The organism is Lentibacillus sp. JNUCC-1 (assembly GCF_009741735.1).
GTDB lineage: Bacteria > Bacillota > Bacilli > Bacillales > Amphibacillaceae > Lentibacillus_B.
On record NZ_WHOH01000001.1, the window covers coordinates 245,263 to 260,861 of the forward strand.

Annotated in this window: 11 protein-coding genes; 3 read left to right on the forward strand and 8 right to left on the reverse strand. The window is 42.3% G+C overall.

Going from position 1 to position 15,599, the window contains the following annotated elements; all coding sequences use genetic code 11:
• Positions 1 to 257 precede the first annotated feature (257 nt).
• On the forward strand, positions 258 to 365 hold the full coding sequence (locus tag JNUCC1_RS18400) for a putative holin-like toxin (protein WP_231746934.1): 108 nt from the start codon (positions 258 to 260) through the stop codon (positions 363 to 365).
• A 157-nt stretch (positions 366 to 522) separates the two neighbouring features.
• Here the strand turns inward: JNUCC1_RS18400 and JNUCC1_RS01240 are convergent, their stop codons facing one another.
• On the reverse strand, positions 523 to 1,080 hold the full coding sequence (locus tag JNUCC1_RS01240; RefSeq protein ID WP_156643646.1) for a GNAT family N-acetyltransferase: 558 nt from the start codon (positions 1,078 to 1,080) through the stop codon (positions 523 to 525).
• Positions 1,081 to 1,234: 154 nt separating this feature from the next.
• Between JNUCC1_RS01240 and pepT the strand changes: the two genes are divergently transcribed.
• Entirely contained in the window at positions 1,235 to 2,464 is a 1,230-nt protein-coding gene (gene pepT, locus JNUCC1_RS01245) for a peptidase T (protein WP_156643647.1), read from the forward strand.
• Positions 2,465 to 2,587: 123 nt separating this feature from the next.
• Here the strand turns inward: pepT and JNUCC1_RS01250 are convergent, their stop codons facing one another.
• Positions 2,588 to 4,825 (reverse strand): YhgE/Pip domain-containing protein, encoded by a 2,238-nt coding sequence (locus JNUCC1_RS01250; protein ID WP_156643648.1) that lies wholly within the window; start codon positions 4,823 to 4,825, stop codon positions 2,588 to 2,590.
• 560 nt (positions 4,826 to 5,385) lie between these two features.
• The gene (locus JNUCC1_RS01255; protein ID WP_156643649.1) at positions 5,386 to 5,883 is read right to left on the reverse strand and encodes a metallophosphoesterase family protein; all 498 of its coding nucleotides are present in this window, start codon (positions 5,881 to 5,883) and stop codon (positions 5,386 to 5,388) included.
• 452 nt (positions 5,884 to 6,335) lie between these two features.
• Between JNUCC1_RS01255 and JNUCC1_RS01260 the strand changes: the two genes are divergently transcribed.
• Complete coding sequence (locus tag JNUCC1_RS01260; RefSeq protein ID WP_156643650.1) at positions 6,336 to 7,916, forward strand: MFS transporter; 1,581 nt, start codon at positions 6,336 to 6,338, stop codon at positions 7,914 to 7,916.
• A 53-nt stretch (positions 7,917 to 7,969) separates the two neighbouring features.
• Here the strand turns inward: JNUCC1_RS01260 and JNUCC1_RS01265 are convergent, their stop codons facing one another.
• The 5 genes from JNUCC1_RS01265 to rffA all read right to left on the reverse strand — a co-directional run bounded on the left by JNUCC1_RS01265 (position 7,970) and on the right by rffA (position 15,588).
• The gene (locus tag JNUCC1_RS01265) at positions 7,970 to 9,196 is read right to left on the reverse strand and encodes an ISL3 family transposase (RefSeq protein ID WP_156643651.1); all 1,227 of its coding nucleotides are present in this window, start codon (positions 9,194 to 9,196) and stop codon (positions 7,970 to 7,972) included.
• A 1,068-nt stretch (positions 9,197 to 10,264) separates the two neighbouring features.
• Positions 10,265 to 11,758 (reverse strand): peptide MFS transporter, encoded by a 1,494-nt coding sequence (locus JNUCC1_RS01270; protein WP_156643652.1) that lies wholly within the window; start codon positions 11,756 to 11,758, stop codon positions 10,265 to 10,267.
• Between the two features lie 85 nt (positions 11,759 to 11,843).
• Positions 11,844 to 12,743 carry a DMT family transporter gene (locus tag JNUCC1_RS01275; protein ID WP_156643653.1) on the reverse strand — a complete coding sequence of 300 codons (900 nt, stop codon included), beginning with the start codon at positions 12,741 to 12,743 and terminating at the stop codon, positions 11,844 to 11,846.
• 57 nt (positions 12,744 to 12,800) lie between these two features.
• Complete coding sequence (locus tag JNUCC1_RS01280) at positions 12,801 to 14,504, reverse strand: DUF6044 family protein (RefSeq protein ID WP_156643654.1); 1,704 nt, start codon at positions 14,502 to 14,504, stop codon at positions 12,801 to 12,803.
• Positions 14,467 to 15,588, reverse strand: coding sequence for a dTDP-4-amino-4,6-dideoxygalactose transaminase (gene rffA / locus JNUCC1_RS01285; RefSeq protein WP_156643655.1), 1,122 nt, complete (start codon positions 15,586 to 15,588; stop codon positions 14,467 to 14,469). The genes JNUCC1_RS01280 and rffA overlap by 38 nt, the downstream gene beginning before the upstream one ends.
• Positions 15,589 to 15,599 lie beyond the last annotated feature (11 nt).

Sequence of the window (15,599 nt, forward strand, 5' to 3'; positions counted from 1 at the left end):
GTATGCTTTATTCCCAAGAATCCCCCACTTCAATCAGACCGTAAGGTGGATAAGTGGCGGGTAGTTCAAAATGTACAGGATGTTAATGAAGCACTGAACCATTTTAGATTACAGCCATTAACAGGAATAAAATAGAACAGGAACGCATATTCGGTTTCTGCTATGCAGTTTAATTCATATATGATAATCTTATAATAGCAACTACATAAGTATAGTGGGCGGTTGGCCATCTTCCTTTCAGAAGGGAGGTGGTTGGAATGACGGCATTCGAAGCATTAAGTCTCGTGGCGCAATTCAGCATTTCGCTGATTGCATTACTCACACTTATAATCGCTGTTGTCGTCTTTCTAAACAAAAAGAAGTAACCGCCCCACCCAGGTTGGCGTTTACTTCTTTTGCTCACATCAAAATCTGGTCGACCGCTCTTTATGCGGTTTGTAGTTGCCGGCACCGGGCAGCTGGAACTGCTCGGTGCCTATTTCTATTTTCAGTATAAGATGAAATAGTTATACTGTCAAAGATTTATGGGGATTCACTTAAGTCCTCATATTGGTCTCTTAGCAGTCCATAGTAAATAAGATCTTCATATCGTTCGTCCTTTGTCACATGGTCGATCAATATACCTTCCCTATGCATGCCTGCTTTTTTCAAAACACGGCCTGAAGCCGGATTTGAACCAAAGCACCTTGCATATACCTTATGATAGTGTTTCTCTTCAAAAGCGAATTGCATAATTGCCCTCAAAGCCCCTGTTGCATAGCCATTCCCCCAGTATTCTTCCCCGATCCAGTATCCGACTTCACCATTTTGAGCTTGCTGATTATGAGATACGCCGATTGCTCCGTATATTTTGCCAGAATCCTGATCCGTAATTGCAAATTCATAAGCTCTGCCGTTTTTAAAATGTTCAAGTTGAGGCTTAATCCATGCTATTGCATCTTCCTCTGAATAAGGGTATGGCAAGTGTAACGTGTTCCTATAAATATTATAATTGTTACACATGTGGGCGACATCAGCTGCATCAGATGTTTGAAATAATCTGAGCTTTAACCCATTCTCAGTCATTATAACCTTAGACATAACAGTTCTCCCCTTCTCACCACTGCTTTCCAACTTTGTATGTATATTACTTCAGTTTACATGTTTCAGCAAACGATCTTATGCTCATTTACTGCAAAACCGCTCGCCTTCCGTGTATACTTAACATATGTTAAGTACAGAAAGGAATGACATAATGAAACAGGATTTGATTAAACGACTGGATACATATGCCAGAATTGACACACAGTCTGATGGAGACAGCCAAACCACCCCCTCCACCCCAGGTCAGTGGAATCTTGCCGAACTGTTGGTGGAAGAGTTAAAAACAATTGGTATGAAAGACGTCACCATTGACGACAATGCTTACGTTATGGCAACTTTGCCAACAAATACCGATAAAAGCGTACCGACAATCGGCTTTCTGGCACATGTAGACACCGCAACAGACTTCACTGGCAAAGATGTGAATCCACAGATTGTCAGCGATTACGACGGGAAAGCGATCGAGTTAAATAAAGAGCTTGGTGTTGTGCTTTCACCTGAAGAATTCCCTGAATTAGCCAGCTACAAAGGCCATACACTGATAACAACGGATGGGAGCACTCTCCTTGGTGCCGACAATAAAGCGGGCATTGCTGAAATCATGACCGCCATGGCCTATTTGAAACAAAATCCTGACATCAAACATGGTGATATTCGTGTGGCTTTCACGCCGGATGAAGAAATTGGCCGTGGGCCGCATAAATTTGATGTCGAGCGTTTTAATGCAGATTTCGCCTATACAATTGATGGAGGCCCTCTCGGTGAATTGCAATACGAAAGTTTCAATGCTGCCGCTGCCAAAGTAACGTTCACAGGCAACAGCGTTCATCCTGGAACAGCCAAGAATAAAATGGTGAATGCGGGCAAGATGGCTGCGGAATTTATTTGTAAATTCCCTTCACAGGAAGCACCTGAGCATACGGAAAAATATGAGGGTTTCTATCATTTAATTGATGTTAACGGTAATGTTGAAAATACCGTTGTAAATTATATCATCAGGGATTTTGATAAAAACAATTTTGAAGCCCGAAAAAACACCATCAGTCGTTATGTTGAACAGATCAATGATACGTATGGTCCCGGTAGTGCGACACTCGAAATGAACGATCAATATTACAATATGAAAGAAAAAATTGAACCAGTTATGGAGATTGTCGATGTTGCAAGCGAAGCAATGACAAATCTCGGAATTGAACCATTGATCAAACCCGTTCGTGGGGGGACGGATGGTTCACAGCTGTCATACAAAGGTTTGCCAACCCCGAATATTTTTACCGGCGGTGAGAATTATCATGGGAAATTTGAGTACATTTCCGTTGATAATATGGAAAAAGCGACCAATGTGATCGTAGAAATTTGTAAGTTATTTGAACGACGATAACGAGCAAAAGCGGAAGCGCCTTGATCATCCCCGAGAAACATAAGCAAATAAAAAGCCAGAAGGAGGCTCCTAAGCAGGGGCCGCTTCTGGCTTTCATTTTAGACTATGGCATCTGTTCAAATGCTAGTGAAACATGCCGGATTCTTTGGATTTAGATGCAAGTTTGTCAGTATGTTTGTTAATGGGTTTTTTCAACCATGTCCCAACAACAATAAATACTGAGCCGAATAAGGATAGGGCTGCAATATCACGCAACGCGCGGTCCCACACGATTCCCCCAAGCGCTTCACGCATCAGATCGATTGCATACGTAAATGGCAGGAACGGACTGATGACTTGGAAGAATTCCGGCAATAGAACCACCGGATACGTCCCTCCTGCACCAGCTATTTGTAAGACAAGCATGATGATGACCGCGGCTTTACCGACATCTCCTAAAATCGTGACAACCGTATAAATGATACTGATGAATATGATACTGATGAACAATCCAAATAATATAAACCAGGCAGGATGTACCACATCAACATTTAACAGCCAAAGATCCCCTGAGGTTACAATGATTGTCTGAAGAGCACCAATGGTTAGAAAGGTGAACAGTTTACCAAAATACCGCTCTTTTACCGTATAAAGCGATGGATCATGAACATCTGTTGCGAGTAAAGAAATGAGTAAAAGCCCACCTACCCAAATGGCAAGCACTGTATAGAATGGTGTCATGCCAGAGCCGTAGTTGGCAATTGGAAAGAGCTCATTTTTATTTAATTGAACAGGCTCTTCAAAAAAACTGCTTTCTGCTTCAGGGTCGTTTTGCAACAAACTAATAATCTCATTCACATCTGTTTGCCCTTGAACTTCTCTGATTCGATCAGCCAATTCGTTAATTTTGGTATTGATATATGGATATTCTTTCTTGACCTTTTGCAGCATGTCTTCACCATCTGCAAGGGTACTGTCTGCATTTCCCAATACCGACTCCACTTGGGGTATCGTCTTTTGAATATCCTGTAAGATATCTCGTCCTGTTATAAGAGTTGATTTGGCTGAGCGAATATTCTCTTTTACAGCTGGTTGAATGTCGTTCTTGTATGCCTTTAGAAACTTCCCGATTCGGTTCTCCGTTTTAGCTGAAAGTTCCTGGAGATTGGCTAAAACCTCATCAACTTCATCACGTTTTTTGGTTACGAATTCATCCAAACTGCGTGTGTTGTTTTGAATTTCCTGCAAGGCTTCTTTCAATGTCGCTACGTCTGCCGCTGCCCGATCCAAAATAGCCTGAATCTCCTCCTGTGATGGCGTACTTTCAGGCTGCCTATCAGTCTCCCCTGATTCATCTCCTTCTTCGCCAGAGCCCACGCTATTTTGCTGATCATTTAATTCGCCTAGTCTGTCCAAGGCTTGTTCAACTTCATCCAATTGTGCAATCGCTTCTGTAACCCGCTGATCAATTTGTTTTTTTAATTCTTCCTGTTTGCTATAATCAATATCCAAACCATTTAAGTCGGAAAGGAAGTCATTGACATCTTTTGCGGTGGTTTGAGCTTTCTCCAGGTCACTTTCAATTTTCGGAGCCAGTTGATCAAGCTTTTCTTCTGCTTTGTTTAACATAGCAGTTGTGTTGTTAATGGTTTGCAGGCCTTTCCCACTTGCTTGTTTCGCTTCAGGAATACGATTCTGAACATCATGAATAATTCCTTGAGCTGACCCTGCTTCATCCAAGCCTTCTTCGATCAACTCATAAATTTGAGGAAGTTCTTCCTCCATTGTAAATACATAGTCTTCAAAGTTTTTTATATCTGGGAGTTTATCCTCAATCTCAACTCCCAACTCGTTAAACATATCAAAAATGACACCATTCACAGTTGCAATGAACTGACTGCTCAATTTGTCAACAATGGCCCCTGCACCTTTATCCGTAATTTTAGGAGCGATGGCGTTCAGTTTATCGTTAACATAGTATTCCATTGTAGATTTTTCCGGTGTGCCACCTACAACCGTTGACAGTTTTTCTGAAAAATCTTCAGGAACAATAATAACTGCAAAATAATCTCCGTATTCAACTTTGTCCATTGCTGTCTTTCGATTATCAAAATGCCAATTTAGAGAATCATTTTTTTTAAGCGTTTGAACCAGTTCGTCACCTGCATTAATATCACGATCCTGAACTGTTGCGCCTTGATCTTCATTCACAATGCCAACGGGAATCTGATCTGTGTTGCCATAAGGGTCCCATGAGGCCTTAATGTTAAACCAGGCGTACAGCGACGGGAGAAAAACCAGCCCCCCGATAATGATCAAAGCGACCCAATTCGCGACCGTTCGCTTAAGGTCACCACTGTATATATTCCAACTTTGTTTCATCTAGTTGAACCTTCTTTCCAGACATCATACTTTTCACTTTATAAAAGTTTTATTAGATATTGCTGCTACTGATCAAAACACAGTATAAGTAAACTGCGAACTAAAAAGCATAGTAGGTCAAAACCCATCAATGTATATAAGAGCACCGTGATTTGCGCTCCGGGAAGTCGCTTTCCGCGGGCACGGCCTCAGCCTCCTCGCTCGCAAAGCCCGCTCACTGTGGGGTCTTCGGACTCGTGCTGTTCCCGCAGGAGTCGACTTCCCTCCGCTCCAATCACTCTATGTTAATCAGTGCTTGAGCTGTTTGCTCACAAAAGCAAAAGAAAGATAAACACTCCTTACCAAGCTCGGGGAAAACACGGAGACCTCCTGTGGGAGCAAAAGCCTAGATGAGACCCCACAGCGCGGAGCGCGAGGAGGCTCATCAGCGCCCACTGGACGCGGAGTGTTTTCCCCGAGCGATTGCCAGAAGCAGTCATTCAAGTTTTCATTAGTTCGGAGTTTGTGTCTATTATCGATTAGGAGTTTACTGCAAAAGCAATTTTCTTTTAGGTAAGGGTCTATTTAAAGAAGACATGCTTAATATCAACCGTTTCTCCCATTTTTAACACGGCGAATGAATAATAAGGCTGGGTGCGTTTATCTGTCGGCGATCCAGGATTGACCATCAGTTGTTTTTTCATATAACGCAGGAATGGTATATGGGAGTGCCCAAAAACAATGATATCTGGCGGTGTCTCCTCATTAAGAAAAGCTTCTGCTGCTCTTTTTTCGGTTGTTTTACCTGTACCGTGTCCATGAACAACGCCAATCTTTGGAAAGCCAGAAAACTCAACAACTGCTCTATCAGAAAATACTGCACGAATATCGTCATTGTCATTATTTCCGTACACACCTGTGACAGGAGCATAATTCTTCAATGTTTCATATACATCCATCGTTGACCAATCTCCAGCATGTATAATGTGATCTGCACTTTTTAATGCCTCAATGAGTTGCTTCGGAAGCTTTTGAGCTGCTTTGGGCATATGTGTATCAGAAAGAATCACAATGTGCATGTTGTCTTCACCCCATCTATCTGTGCTTGACAGAAAAGACACTTGTAATATGCACAAGTGTCTTTTCCTGGGCCTCGCTCAGCTGCTACTCCTATCCTCTCAAGTCGTAAGCACTAAAGCTTCGTGGCAAAGATCATCACTACACGATATTGCTAATGATCTTAGGGAGGCCAAGACATTACAGTCTTTTTTACTAGAGCGGAAACCCGCGCCCCCGCATTTGGCAAGGCGGTGTTCTCCTACAGAACTGTTTCCGCATATTACGCTCTCGAAACCCTATTATCTCTATATTACAGCCATATTTAATGAAAATCAATCTATCCTTCCTCTTTAAAAATAGACGCGCAAGATGAATTCTGATATCTTACAAAGACGATGACATCTTTGTCAGGTCTAATTGTTCCTGCAAGAATATGATGTTGTCTGCCCTATGCAAGTGAGGAGATGAAAATATGGTTGCATCACAAAAACAGACGAAGATTAATCTGGCATTTATTGTTTTACTACTTGGTGTTTTTATGGCTGCTCTAGATAACGGTATTATCAGCGCAGCATTAACAACAATTAACGCCTCTTTCGAAGTCTCGCCAGTTCTTGGCTCGTGGGGCATCACAATTTATACATTGGGGCTTGCGGTGACCACCCCAATCGTAGGAAAATTAGCTGACCGTTACGGCAGAAAAAAGTTATTTCTCATTGAAATAACTATATTTACGATAGGATCTCTAGGCGTTGCACTCAGTCCGAATTTTACGTTTTTTCTTGCGGCACGTTTATTACAATCATTTGGGGGTGGTGGGCTTTTTATTATTGCAAGTGCCCATGTCATCAGTACCTTTTCAAAAGTACGACAAGGCAGTATGCTCGGTTTATTAGGTGGCATGAATGGTATTGCCTCTGTAATTGGTCCGAACATTGGCAGCTTTTTAATAGATGTAACAGGGAGCTGGCATTGGTTATTTCTAATCAATGTGCCGATTGGGGCTGCGCTAGTTGTTTTTGGTATGAAGACGTTAAAAGAAACGAAAGAAGCGGTTATGTCCAAGATCGATTATCTTGGCATAACCTTACTGTCATTATCCATTTTAAGTGTGATGTTTGCAATTAACCTAGGTGCCGCCCAAGGCAAAGGCTCCTCATTAGAATGGCTGATGTTGGCGCTCCTAGTGCTCGGAACGATCATATTTGCCGGTTTTCTCTTTGTGGAAAAGCGTCAGGAAACTCATTCTGTTGATGCCATCCTACCCTACAGTTTGCTCACTAAGCCGACATACGCTATGACCATGGTAATGGCTTTATTATCAGGAACCTTTATAGGGGCTATTATTTTTATACCATCCTTCGCCCAACAAGTTCTTGGGATTTCAGCTGCCAAATCAGGTTACTGGATGACACCTTTGGCGCTCGCTTCCGGTGTTGGAGCTGGTGGCGGAGGTTATTTTGTTGATAAGATGGGGCCGGTTAAAACACTCGTTTTAGCAGGCGTTATTTATATTTTCGGGTTTGGAGGACTCGCATTTTTCACAGCTGGCAAGCTTGCCTTTATCCTATTCTCTGTTATCGCGGGCGCTGGTTTTGGCTTTGTGCTCGGTGCGCCGCTGACAATGCTTACGTCCAACGCTGCTGGTTCACAAAAAGGATCGGCACTCGGAACCCTAAGTGTGGCAAGACAAATAGGACTCACCCTTTCTCCGGCTTTGTTTGGTGCTTTTATTCAGCATGGTTTTAACAAGATGGACAGTCTTATCCCAGAAAAATTACGTGATCACGGTCTAAACCCTGATGATGTTTCTTCCGAGACGACGAATCAGATCGATCCGACGGACGGATATGGCAAATTACAAAACACCATCGACAATATTTCCGACCCTGCTATTCAAGCGGCCGTCCAAGATGCTTTTGATACAGCTGCACAAAGCGCCTACACCCCCATCTATTTATTCACAGTTGTCATGGCCATTGCCATCATGGCGATCGTACTCATATTCCAAAAACAATTCCACCGCGACGCCAAAAAAAGTGAAAAAGAATAAAATATTGGTTCTAAGTCAAATGTTGGGGTGGGCACTTAAATGCCCACTCCTATTTATGCCACTCGAGTATTAATACGCTTGTATTGATGATGTAATAAAATTCTCATACGGAAGCGATCGAAACGTTGAAACCCAAAAGCGTTACGCTTAATAACTTTGGTCTGATTGTTTAGACCTTCAATATAGCCGTTGTTAAGATCAAAGGCAAAACTATTCATGATTTCCTTTTGCCAGTTTTGCAGGGTTTCAATTGCTTTTTGGAACTCCACAACTCCGGAAGACCTGACCAGATCATAAAATTCATATAAGCGGTCTTTGATCACCTTTAGGTGATCAGCCCCTAAAGCTTTCGCTTCCTCAAACCAATGCCGATAAGCTTCTTTTAACTGGTATGCTTCTCTTAAGTAATCTGATTGACTTAAGTAATAATCCAAATACCAACGTTGTTTAGAAGTTAAATCCTCCGGCTTTTTGTGGAAGGCATGTTTCATACGTTTACACTTTTTCCTGTCATAATCTATAAATTCCTTTTGAACCTTTATTCTTACCCGTTCCAGTGCCCAATGGATATAGCGGCAAAAATGAAACCTATCAGCTATTACAATGGGCCCGCCTAACGCCTGGTCTACAGCTGCTTTAAACGATTGACTCATATCCATTACGACTTTATTAACCTTCTGTCCATGGTGATGTAAATAAGCCTTGAGCGTATCCTTTTTACGGTCGGGTAAAATATCAAGTGTTCTTCTGTCGACTGGATCTGCAATAATGGTTTGATACTTTTCTCCACCAGCATCTCCTTTATACTCATCAATCGCAATAGTGGAAGGTAGTTCCTTTGTTTCGTCAAGCATGCTGGATCCAATGGCGTCAAAACGTCTCATCACGGTTGTAGGAGACGTCCCCATTCGTGCAGCGACATCTGCAAAATTCTTTCCATGAATCACCTCAAGACCCATTGCTTGTTTAAACTCAACTGATTGTCGTTGATAACGCTCAACGAGAGGGTTATCTTCAGGGAAGCCCTTTTTAGGGCAATCAGAGTGTTCGCATTTATACCGACGCTTACGATAAAAAATGTAAGTGTGTCTTGTAAACATCTTGGTATGCTTAACTTTTTGCTTACCATAGTCATGAACTTTATTTGTCCACCTGTGGCACACAGGACAGCGATGGGGCTGGATTTCAAGCTCCACATGAATATGAACGCAATCTTCAAATTGAAGGGAGTTAGTAATCACAAACGCTTCAAATCCTGGTAAGTGTATGTTATTATTCAATTGCACGCAGCTCCTTTTTTGGTTTGTTTGGTCTAAACAAAGTGTAACAAAAATAGGAGTTTGCGTGTTTTTTCATTTGGAATTTTTTAAAACCCCAACATATATTGTAGAGCCAAAATATTAACACAAAAAAGGAGCTGTCCCCACAACAGCTCCTTCTCCATTATTCATAGTAAATCTTTTCTAAAACCACCATCACACCCACACCCTTAAATACACAATCGACACAAACTGCGAACCAGAGAAAACTTGATAAACCTACATAAAAGTTCTCGGGGAAGTTTTAAGTTACGACTTATATGGCAATTTCATGTGATTTTCCGATATATGAGTTGAAAACGTCGATATACTCTTCAAAAATTCCGATATAACCCTCAGAATTTCCGATATCGCATGCAAAATTTCCGATATATCCAAATTGAACCATATATGTTTGTTAGAGCGTCGTGATTTCCGCTGCGGGAAGTCGCTTTAACTTTATCACAGCTCAAGTGCGACATCTGTTCAAGAAACCCACTTTCACAGTGTCTTCTAGCCGCGGGCACGGCCTCAGCCTCCTCGCTCGCAAAAACCGCTCGCTGTGGGGTCTTCAGACTCGTGCTGTTCCCGCAGGAGTCGACTTCCCTCCGCTCCAATCACTTTATGTTCTTTCAGTGACTTGGACGGTTCTACTTAAGAAATCAGGTATGAACGTGAACACTTCTTGGGCCGCCCACTGACAGGTGGGGTTCCTTATTAGTCATAATCTTGGCTTACTATGAGATTTATTTCCGTTAATGTTTTTCAATCCCTATATGCTGATTCACACTTTCAATGGCTCTACCCACGAAAGCGAGAAGTAAGGTCGACACTTTTCACTCAGCTCGGGGGAAACACGGAGACTCCTGCGGGATGCAAAGCCTCGATGAGACCCCGGAGGTCGTCAGACCGAGGAGGCTCAGCAGCGCCCGCGGAAAGCGCAGTGTTTCCCCCGAGCGGCTGCATGAGGCAGTCATAAGTTAGTTCACAGTTTACTTATATTCTCAACTGATTAATCTGCAATCTACACGAGAGTATACTGCATTTAAACTATCTAACGCCTTTCATAAAGGATTGGATTTTTGGTGATGATACGTAAAGCAGTAAACCTAATAGAATGGAGATACCGCCGATGACACCAAAATACAAGACTTCCGTTTCTGGCTTATACAGTTTTACAATCTGCGCGTTGATCGCTTGTGCAGATGCATTGGACATGAACCACAAGCTCATAGTCTGAGCTGAGAAAGCAGCTGGAGCGAGTTTGGTTGTAGCTGACAAACCAACAGGTGATAAACATAGCTCACCAAGAACGACTAAAAAGAAACTCAGAACCAACCAGATCGGGCTAACCAACGTATCCACACCACCAGCCAGCGCCGGAATGATCATGACGATAAATGACAAACCCGCGAAAACAAGCCCATAGGAAAACTTGTGTGATGTCGACGGCTGACGGTCCCCCATCTTCACCCATAATCCAGCGAATAATGGTGAAAGTGCAATAATAAATAACGGATTCAATGACTGAAACCACGATGAATGCAATTCCAATCCAAATGCACTCAGCTCAGTTCGCTTATCGGCATATTCCGCTAATATAATCGATCCTTGCTCAGCGATCGCCCAAAACATCATAGCAGCAACAAATAATGGAATATAGGCAATTAAGCGTGACTTTTCATCTGAATTCGTTTTAGGACTTCTATACATTACGATAAAATAAAGTGCAGGGATAATGATACCCAAAATACTGACAAGATAGGTGAAACGATTGATCGTTAAAATCCCAGTTGGAATCGTCACAAGTCCAAGAATTAGAATTACAGCCGCCCCAATACCAAATCGCCCGTAAACCTTTTTCTTCTCATCATCTTTTAACGGATTGGGCACATAGGTACCTGCGAGACCGAGAGATTTCTTTTTTGTCAAAACAAACATGACGAGACCAAGGAACATCCCGACTGCAGCTGTGCCGAATCCTAAATGGAAATTATATTCCTGTCCGAGTGTGCCAACTACAAATGGGGCAATAAAAGCACCCATATTAATCCCCATATAAAAAATACTGAAACCCGCATCACGTCGGTTGTCTTTTGGACTGTACATATCCCCAACAATATTTGAAACGTTTGGCTTCAATAATCCAGTACCGATAACAATCAGTAACATCGATATAAACAACGCGGTTTTTCCTGCTGGTAGTGCCAAAATAATATGCCCCAACATGATTAGAACTCCGCCATGGAAAACCGTTCGCTGTGCACCAAGCAAGCGGTCGGCAATCCATCCGCCGATGATTCCAGACATATAAACGAGTGAGCCGTAAATGGCCATAATCGATTTCGCCGTAGCATCGTCAATTCCGAGTCCGCCTGCAGTAACCTCTGTATACATAAAATATAATAACAATGCCCGCATGCCATAATATGAAAAGCGCTCCCAAAATTCGGTAAAGAATAATGTGAACAAACCTTTTGGCTGCCCAAAAAAGCCTTTCTGCGGGACACTTTTTACGATGTCTTCTTTACTCATGGTTGTCATGGAGGATGTCCCCTTCTATGATGTTTTTGAAGAAAATCAGTATAATTTTAATTGGTTTTTAATATGATGTCAATTAACTGATAACTCAACCGTCGACCGGATTACTGTTTTTTTCTCTTTGACGGGTGGTGAGTATTACACCACCTATAACGCATATTGTGCCGGTAACATGCATTAACGTGATTTCTTCACCAAGCCATAAATAAGCCCCAATCATCGTCACCACCGGCAAGAAATTCAGAAAAATCGAGGCACGTGAAGCCCCCAGATGGGATACAGCTTTATTATAAAAAATAAGAGCAATAACGGAAGGGAAGACGCCGAGGTAAACAAGTCCTACCATATGGCCAGGCGTCCAGATTACCGGTATTCCTGTCAAAAGCCACTCGAACACAACAAAAGGCAGCAATAACAAGACAGCGACACCAGTCATCGCAAGAAGCGCGCCATACGCAGGGAATAAATGCATATATTTTTTGATCAAAATAGAATAGGCTGACCAGCAGAGCAAGGCACCAATCATTAATGCATCCCCCACATTCCAGGAAAGGGATGCCACATCTGACAAATTGCCATCTAATACAACCCATATAGCTCCAAACAGGGACAATAAAACGCCGAGCCATTGTAGTATGTTCAACCGCTCTTTAATTAAAAAGGCGCTGGCAATAACAGTGACCACTGGGACAGATGATTCTAAAACAGCTGCATTTGTGGAAGTTGTAAACTGAAGGGCAGCATAGATCAATGTATTAAACAAAGCGACACCAGTCAAAGCCATGAGAAAAAATGGCTTTTTATATGTACGATAAACCGGTCGTAAACGTCTCAGCTGGTGCCACCCGAGCGGCAACAGAACAATAAACGCAATCACAAGCCGGGAAAATGCTATTGTAAACGGCGGAAGAGCATTAATATCACGCCCAACCAACAAATTCCCGGCATAAAAGATCACTACAAAAATAAGCAGCACGTACCAATACATTCTGGTCCCCCTCTTCATGTTAATCGTATCAGAAGGAGACGCAATTGAGTAGTACCCTTAAGAAGGGTCAGGCACATTGTAAAGATAAATCTTCCAAGGACTGTCTTTCGTAGTAAACGATTTCTCGAATTCAAGCCCAAGCGATTCCCAGTTTTCAATTGAGACTGAAGATAAAATATAGTCACCGCCGAGCTCACGAAATGCATTCAAATCAATGTCCAGTTCCTCAATGGTCTGATCGCTGTCTTTTTCAAACATGTAGTGTTTTCCAAGTTCAGAACTATACATATATAATCTGCCGCCCCATGTATCGAAGTAGCTTTCAAGATTACTGTCTTTCTTCAATTCCGGGGCAATAATTTCTCTAAAGGCATGTTTATACTCCAGTGGATAACTGTTATTGTACGTATCAACTGTATACATGCCATTATACTGAGCGATGGTCGGGTGCATACCGATACTCGCCACTTGATAAGACGAAGGTTCTTTCCCAATATAATCCTTGATGTGATCAAACATCTCTACAGAATAAAATTCAGAAAATGTTGGGGTCCCGATCTCGCTGTATTTAGCTTCTTCATTCAGTGAAAATACAAGTGTGCCTTGTGCGATGAGCAAGACAAATGCCATGATCCCTCCGAATTTCACTTGGCGCCATAGTATGTATAGCACCATAGCAAAAATCAGATACCAAATCATTGGATCGAAAAAGTGTATCCGACTGAAATTGAACGTATTCAGTATCATTACTCGATCCTTCAACACACGCCAACCCTCAAAATACCAAAATGCGTACCATAAAGACAAAGCGCCATTAGCAAGCAAAAAGAGCAGCAAACGCTTCGGTGTGAACTTTTTAAACAAAGCTATGAATAATCCCAGTAATGCAGCAGGGATAATAATCTTTGTCTGAACAGCCAAATCGTGGGTATGCCCATTGATAAAATTATGGACGAACAAATCAATTGTCTCTGAAAAGCTGTTATGACCAAGGCTGTTTTCGTCACGGTGAGACGTAAACCCGCTTGACAAAAACATTGAATAAATCAGTAGATAATTTTTCGCAAGATAGACCAAGGTCATACCTGCAATGCTTGAAAATAGGACCCAGTTGCTTTGTCTATTTTGAATCCAATCATATAGCCATAGAAGGCCCATAACACCGAGGAAAAATACAAAAGTTAATATGAAGTTCGAGAAAAACGGTAAAACGCCCACCATAACCCAAATGTACCAAGGTGCGGTCTTCCCTTTTTCGCGAATCGTCAAAAACAGATGGAATGCAAGTGGAAGACCGGCAATTGACAACATACCGGATGGCCAAAACGGAAGCATCGCAAATAAAACGGCTATTCCAGGTATGAGCCAGCCTGGGAGCTGCTCTTTTTTAAAAACATGTCTTGATAAAAGCATATACATCCCATATAAAGCGCCTATTCGCATAATGGTCTGTCCGATGGCATAAGCTGTCATCGGTTCAAACCATTTATACAACCAGACCATCGCATCAAAACCCGAGGCAAGAGCACTTCTGGGGAGACCATTAATTACATTGGGGAGTGTAGCGCCTGGTTCTGCGAAAATCAAGCCGCTTTCCACAAGCAACTTGTACCAGACAATATTCGAATCCAAATTATCATGGACCCGAATATGCGTGTCTTCTCCAAGCACATAATAAGGCAGCAGATAAACAAACAATACTGCAGAAGCAATCCATATATATTTATACTTCAAAAAATGTGCATACACGTTCGATGACATGGTCAACAGCCTCTTTCTTCATGCCAAAATACAAAGGCAGTCTGAGCAACTTCTCACTCTCCTGCGTCGTAAAAATATCTTCTCCGACAAATGTGCCGAATTGCTTACCTGCCACAGATGTATGGAGCGGTACATAGTGTGTAACTGCCATGATCTCATGGGTTTGCAAATAGCTCATTAAAGCGTCACGCTCGGGTGTCTTCAAATAAAACATGTGTGCATTATGCATACACCCTTCTGGAAGATGCGGCAATTCTGCCCGCCCGGTTTTATCTAAGGTTAATAGGCCTTCATAATACATCTGCCATGTTTTTAGGCGATCACACGTAATCAAATCTGCATGTTGAAGTTGTTCAAACAGATAAGCGGCGTTCAGTTCGCTGGGAATATAAGAAGAACCGATATCGCGCCAGGTATACTTATCAACCATGCCTTTGACAAATTGCTTACGATTGGTTCCTTTTTCCTGAATAATTTCTGCCCGTTCGATTAGGGCTGGATCGTTAATAATGAGTGCGCCGCCTTCACCACATGTAATGTTTTTGGTTTCATGAAAGCTGAATGTGCCTAAGTGGCCAATCGTTCCAAGGGCTTTTCCTTTATATGTACTCATTAATGCTTGCGCGGCATCTTCAATCACCCACAAATTGTGTCGATTGGCAATATCCATAATGACATCCATATCACAGGCAACCCCTGCATAATGCACCACGACGATCGCTTTGGTCTGTCCAGTAACAGCTGCTTCAATATCAACCGGAGAGATATTCATCGTTTCTGGATCCACATCAACAAAGCGAATCATTGCTCCGCGTAAAACGAAGGCATTCGCTGTCGAAACAAATGTATATGAGGGCATAATGACTTCATCCCCGGGGCCCACATTGGTTAAGATCGCGCTCATCTCAAGTGCGGCGGTGCATGATGGTGTGAGCAATGCACGTCCACAAGGTAGATTTTCTTCAAGCCAACCTGTACTCTTCTTAGTGAACGGTCCATTGCCTGATAACTTTCCGTTAAAGAAAACTTCTTTCACTGCTGCTTCTTCTGAGCCCAACACACTGGGCTTATTAAAAGGAATCATATGCCACACCT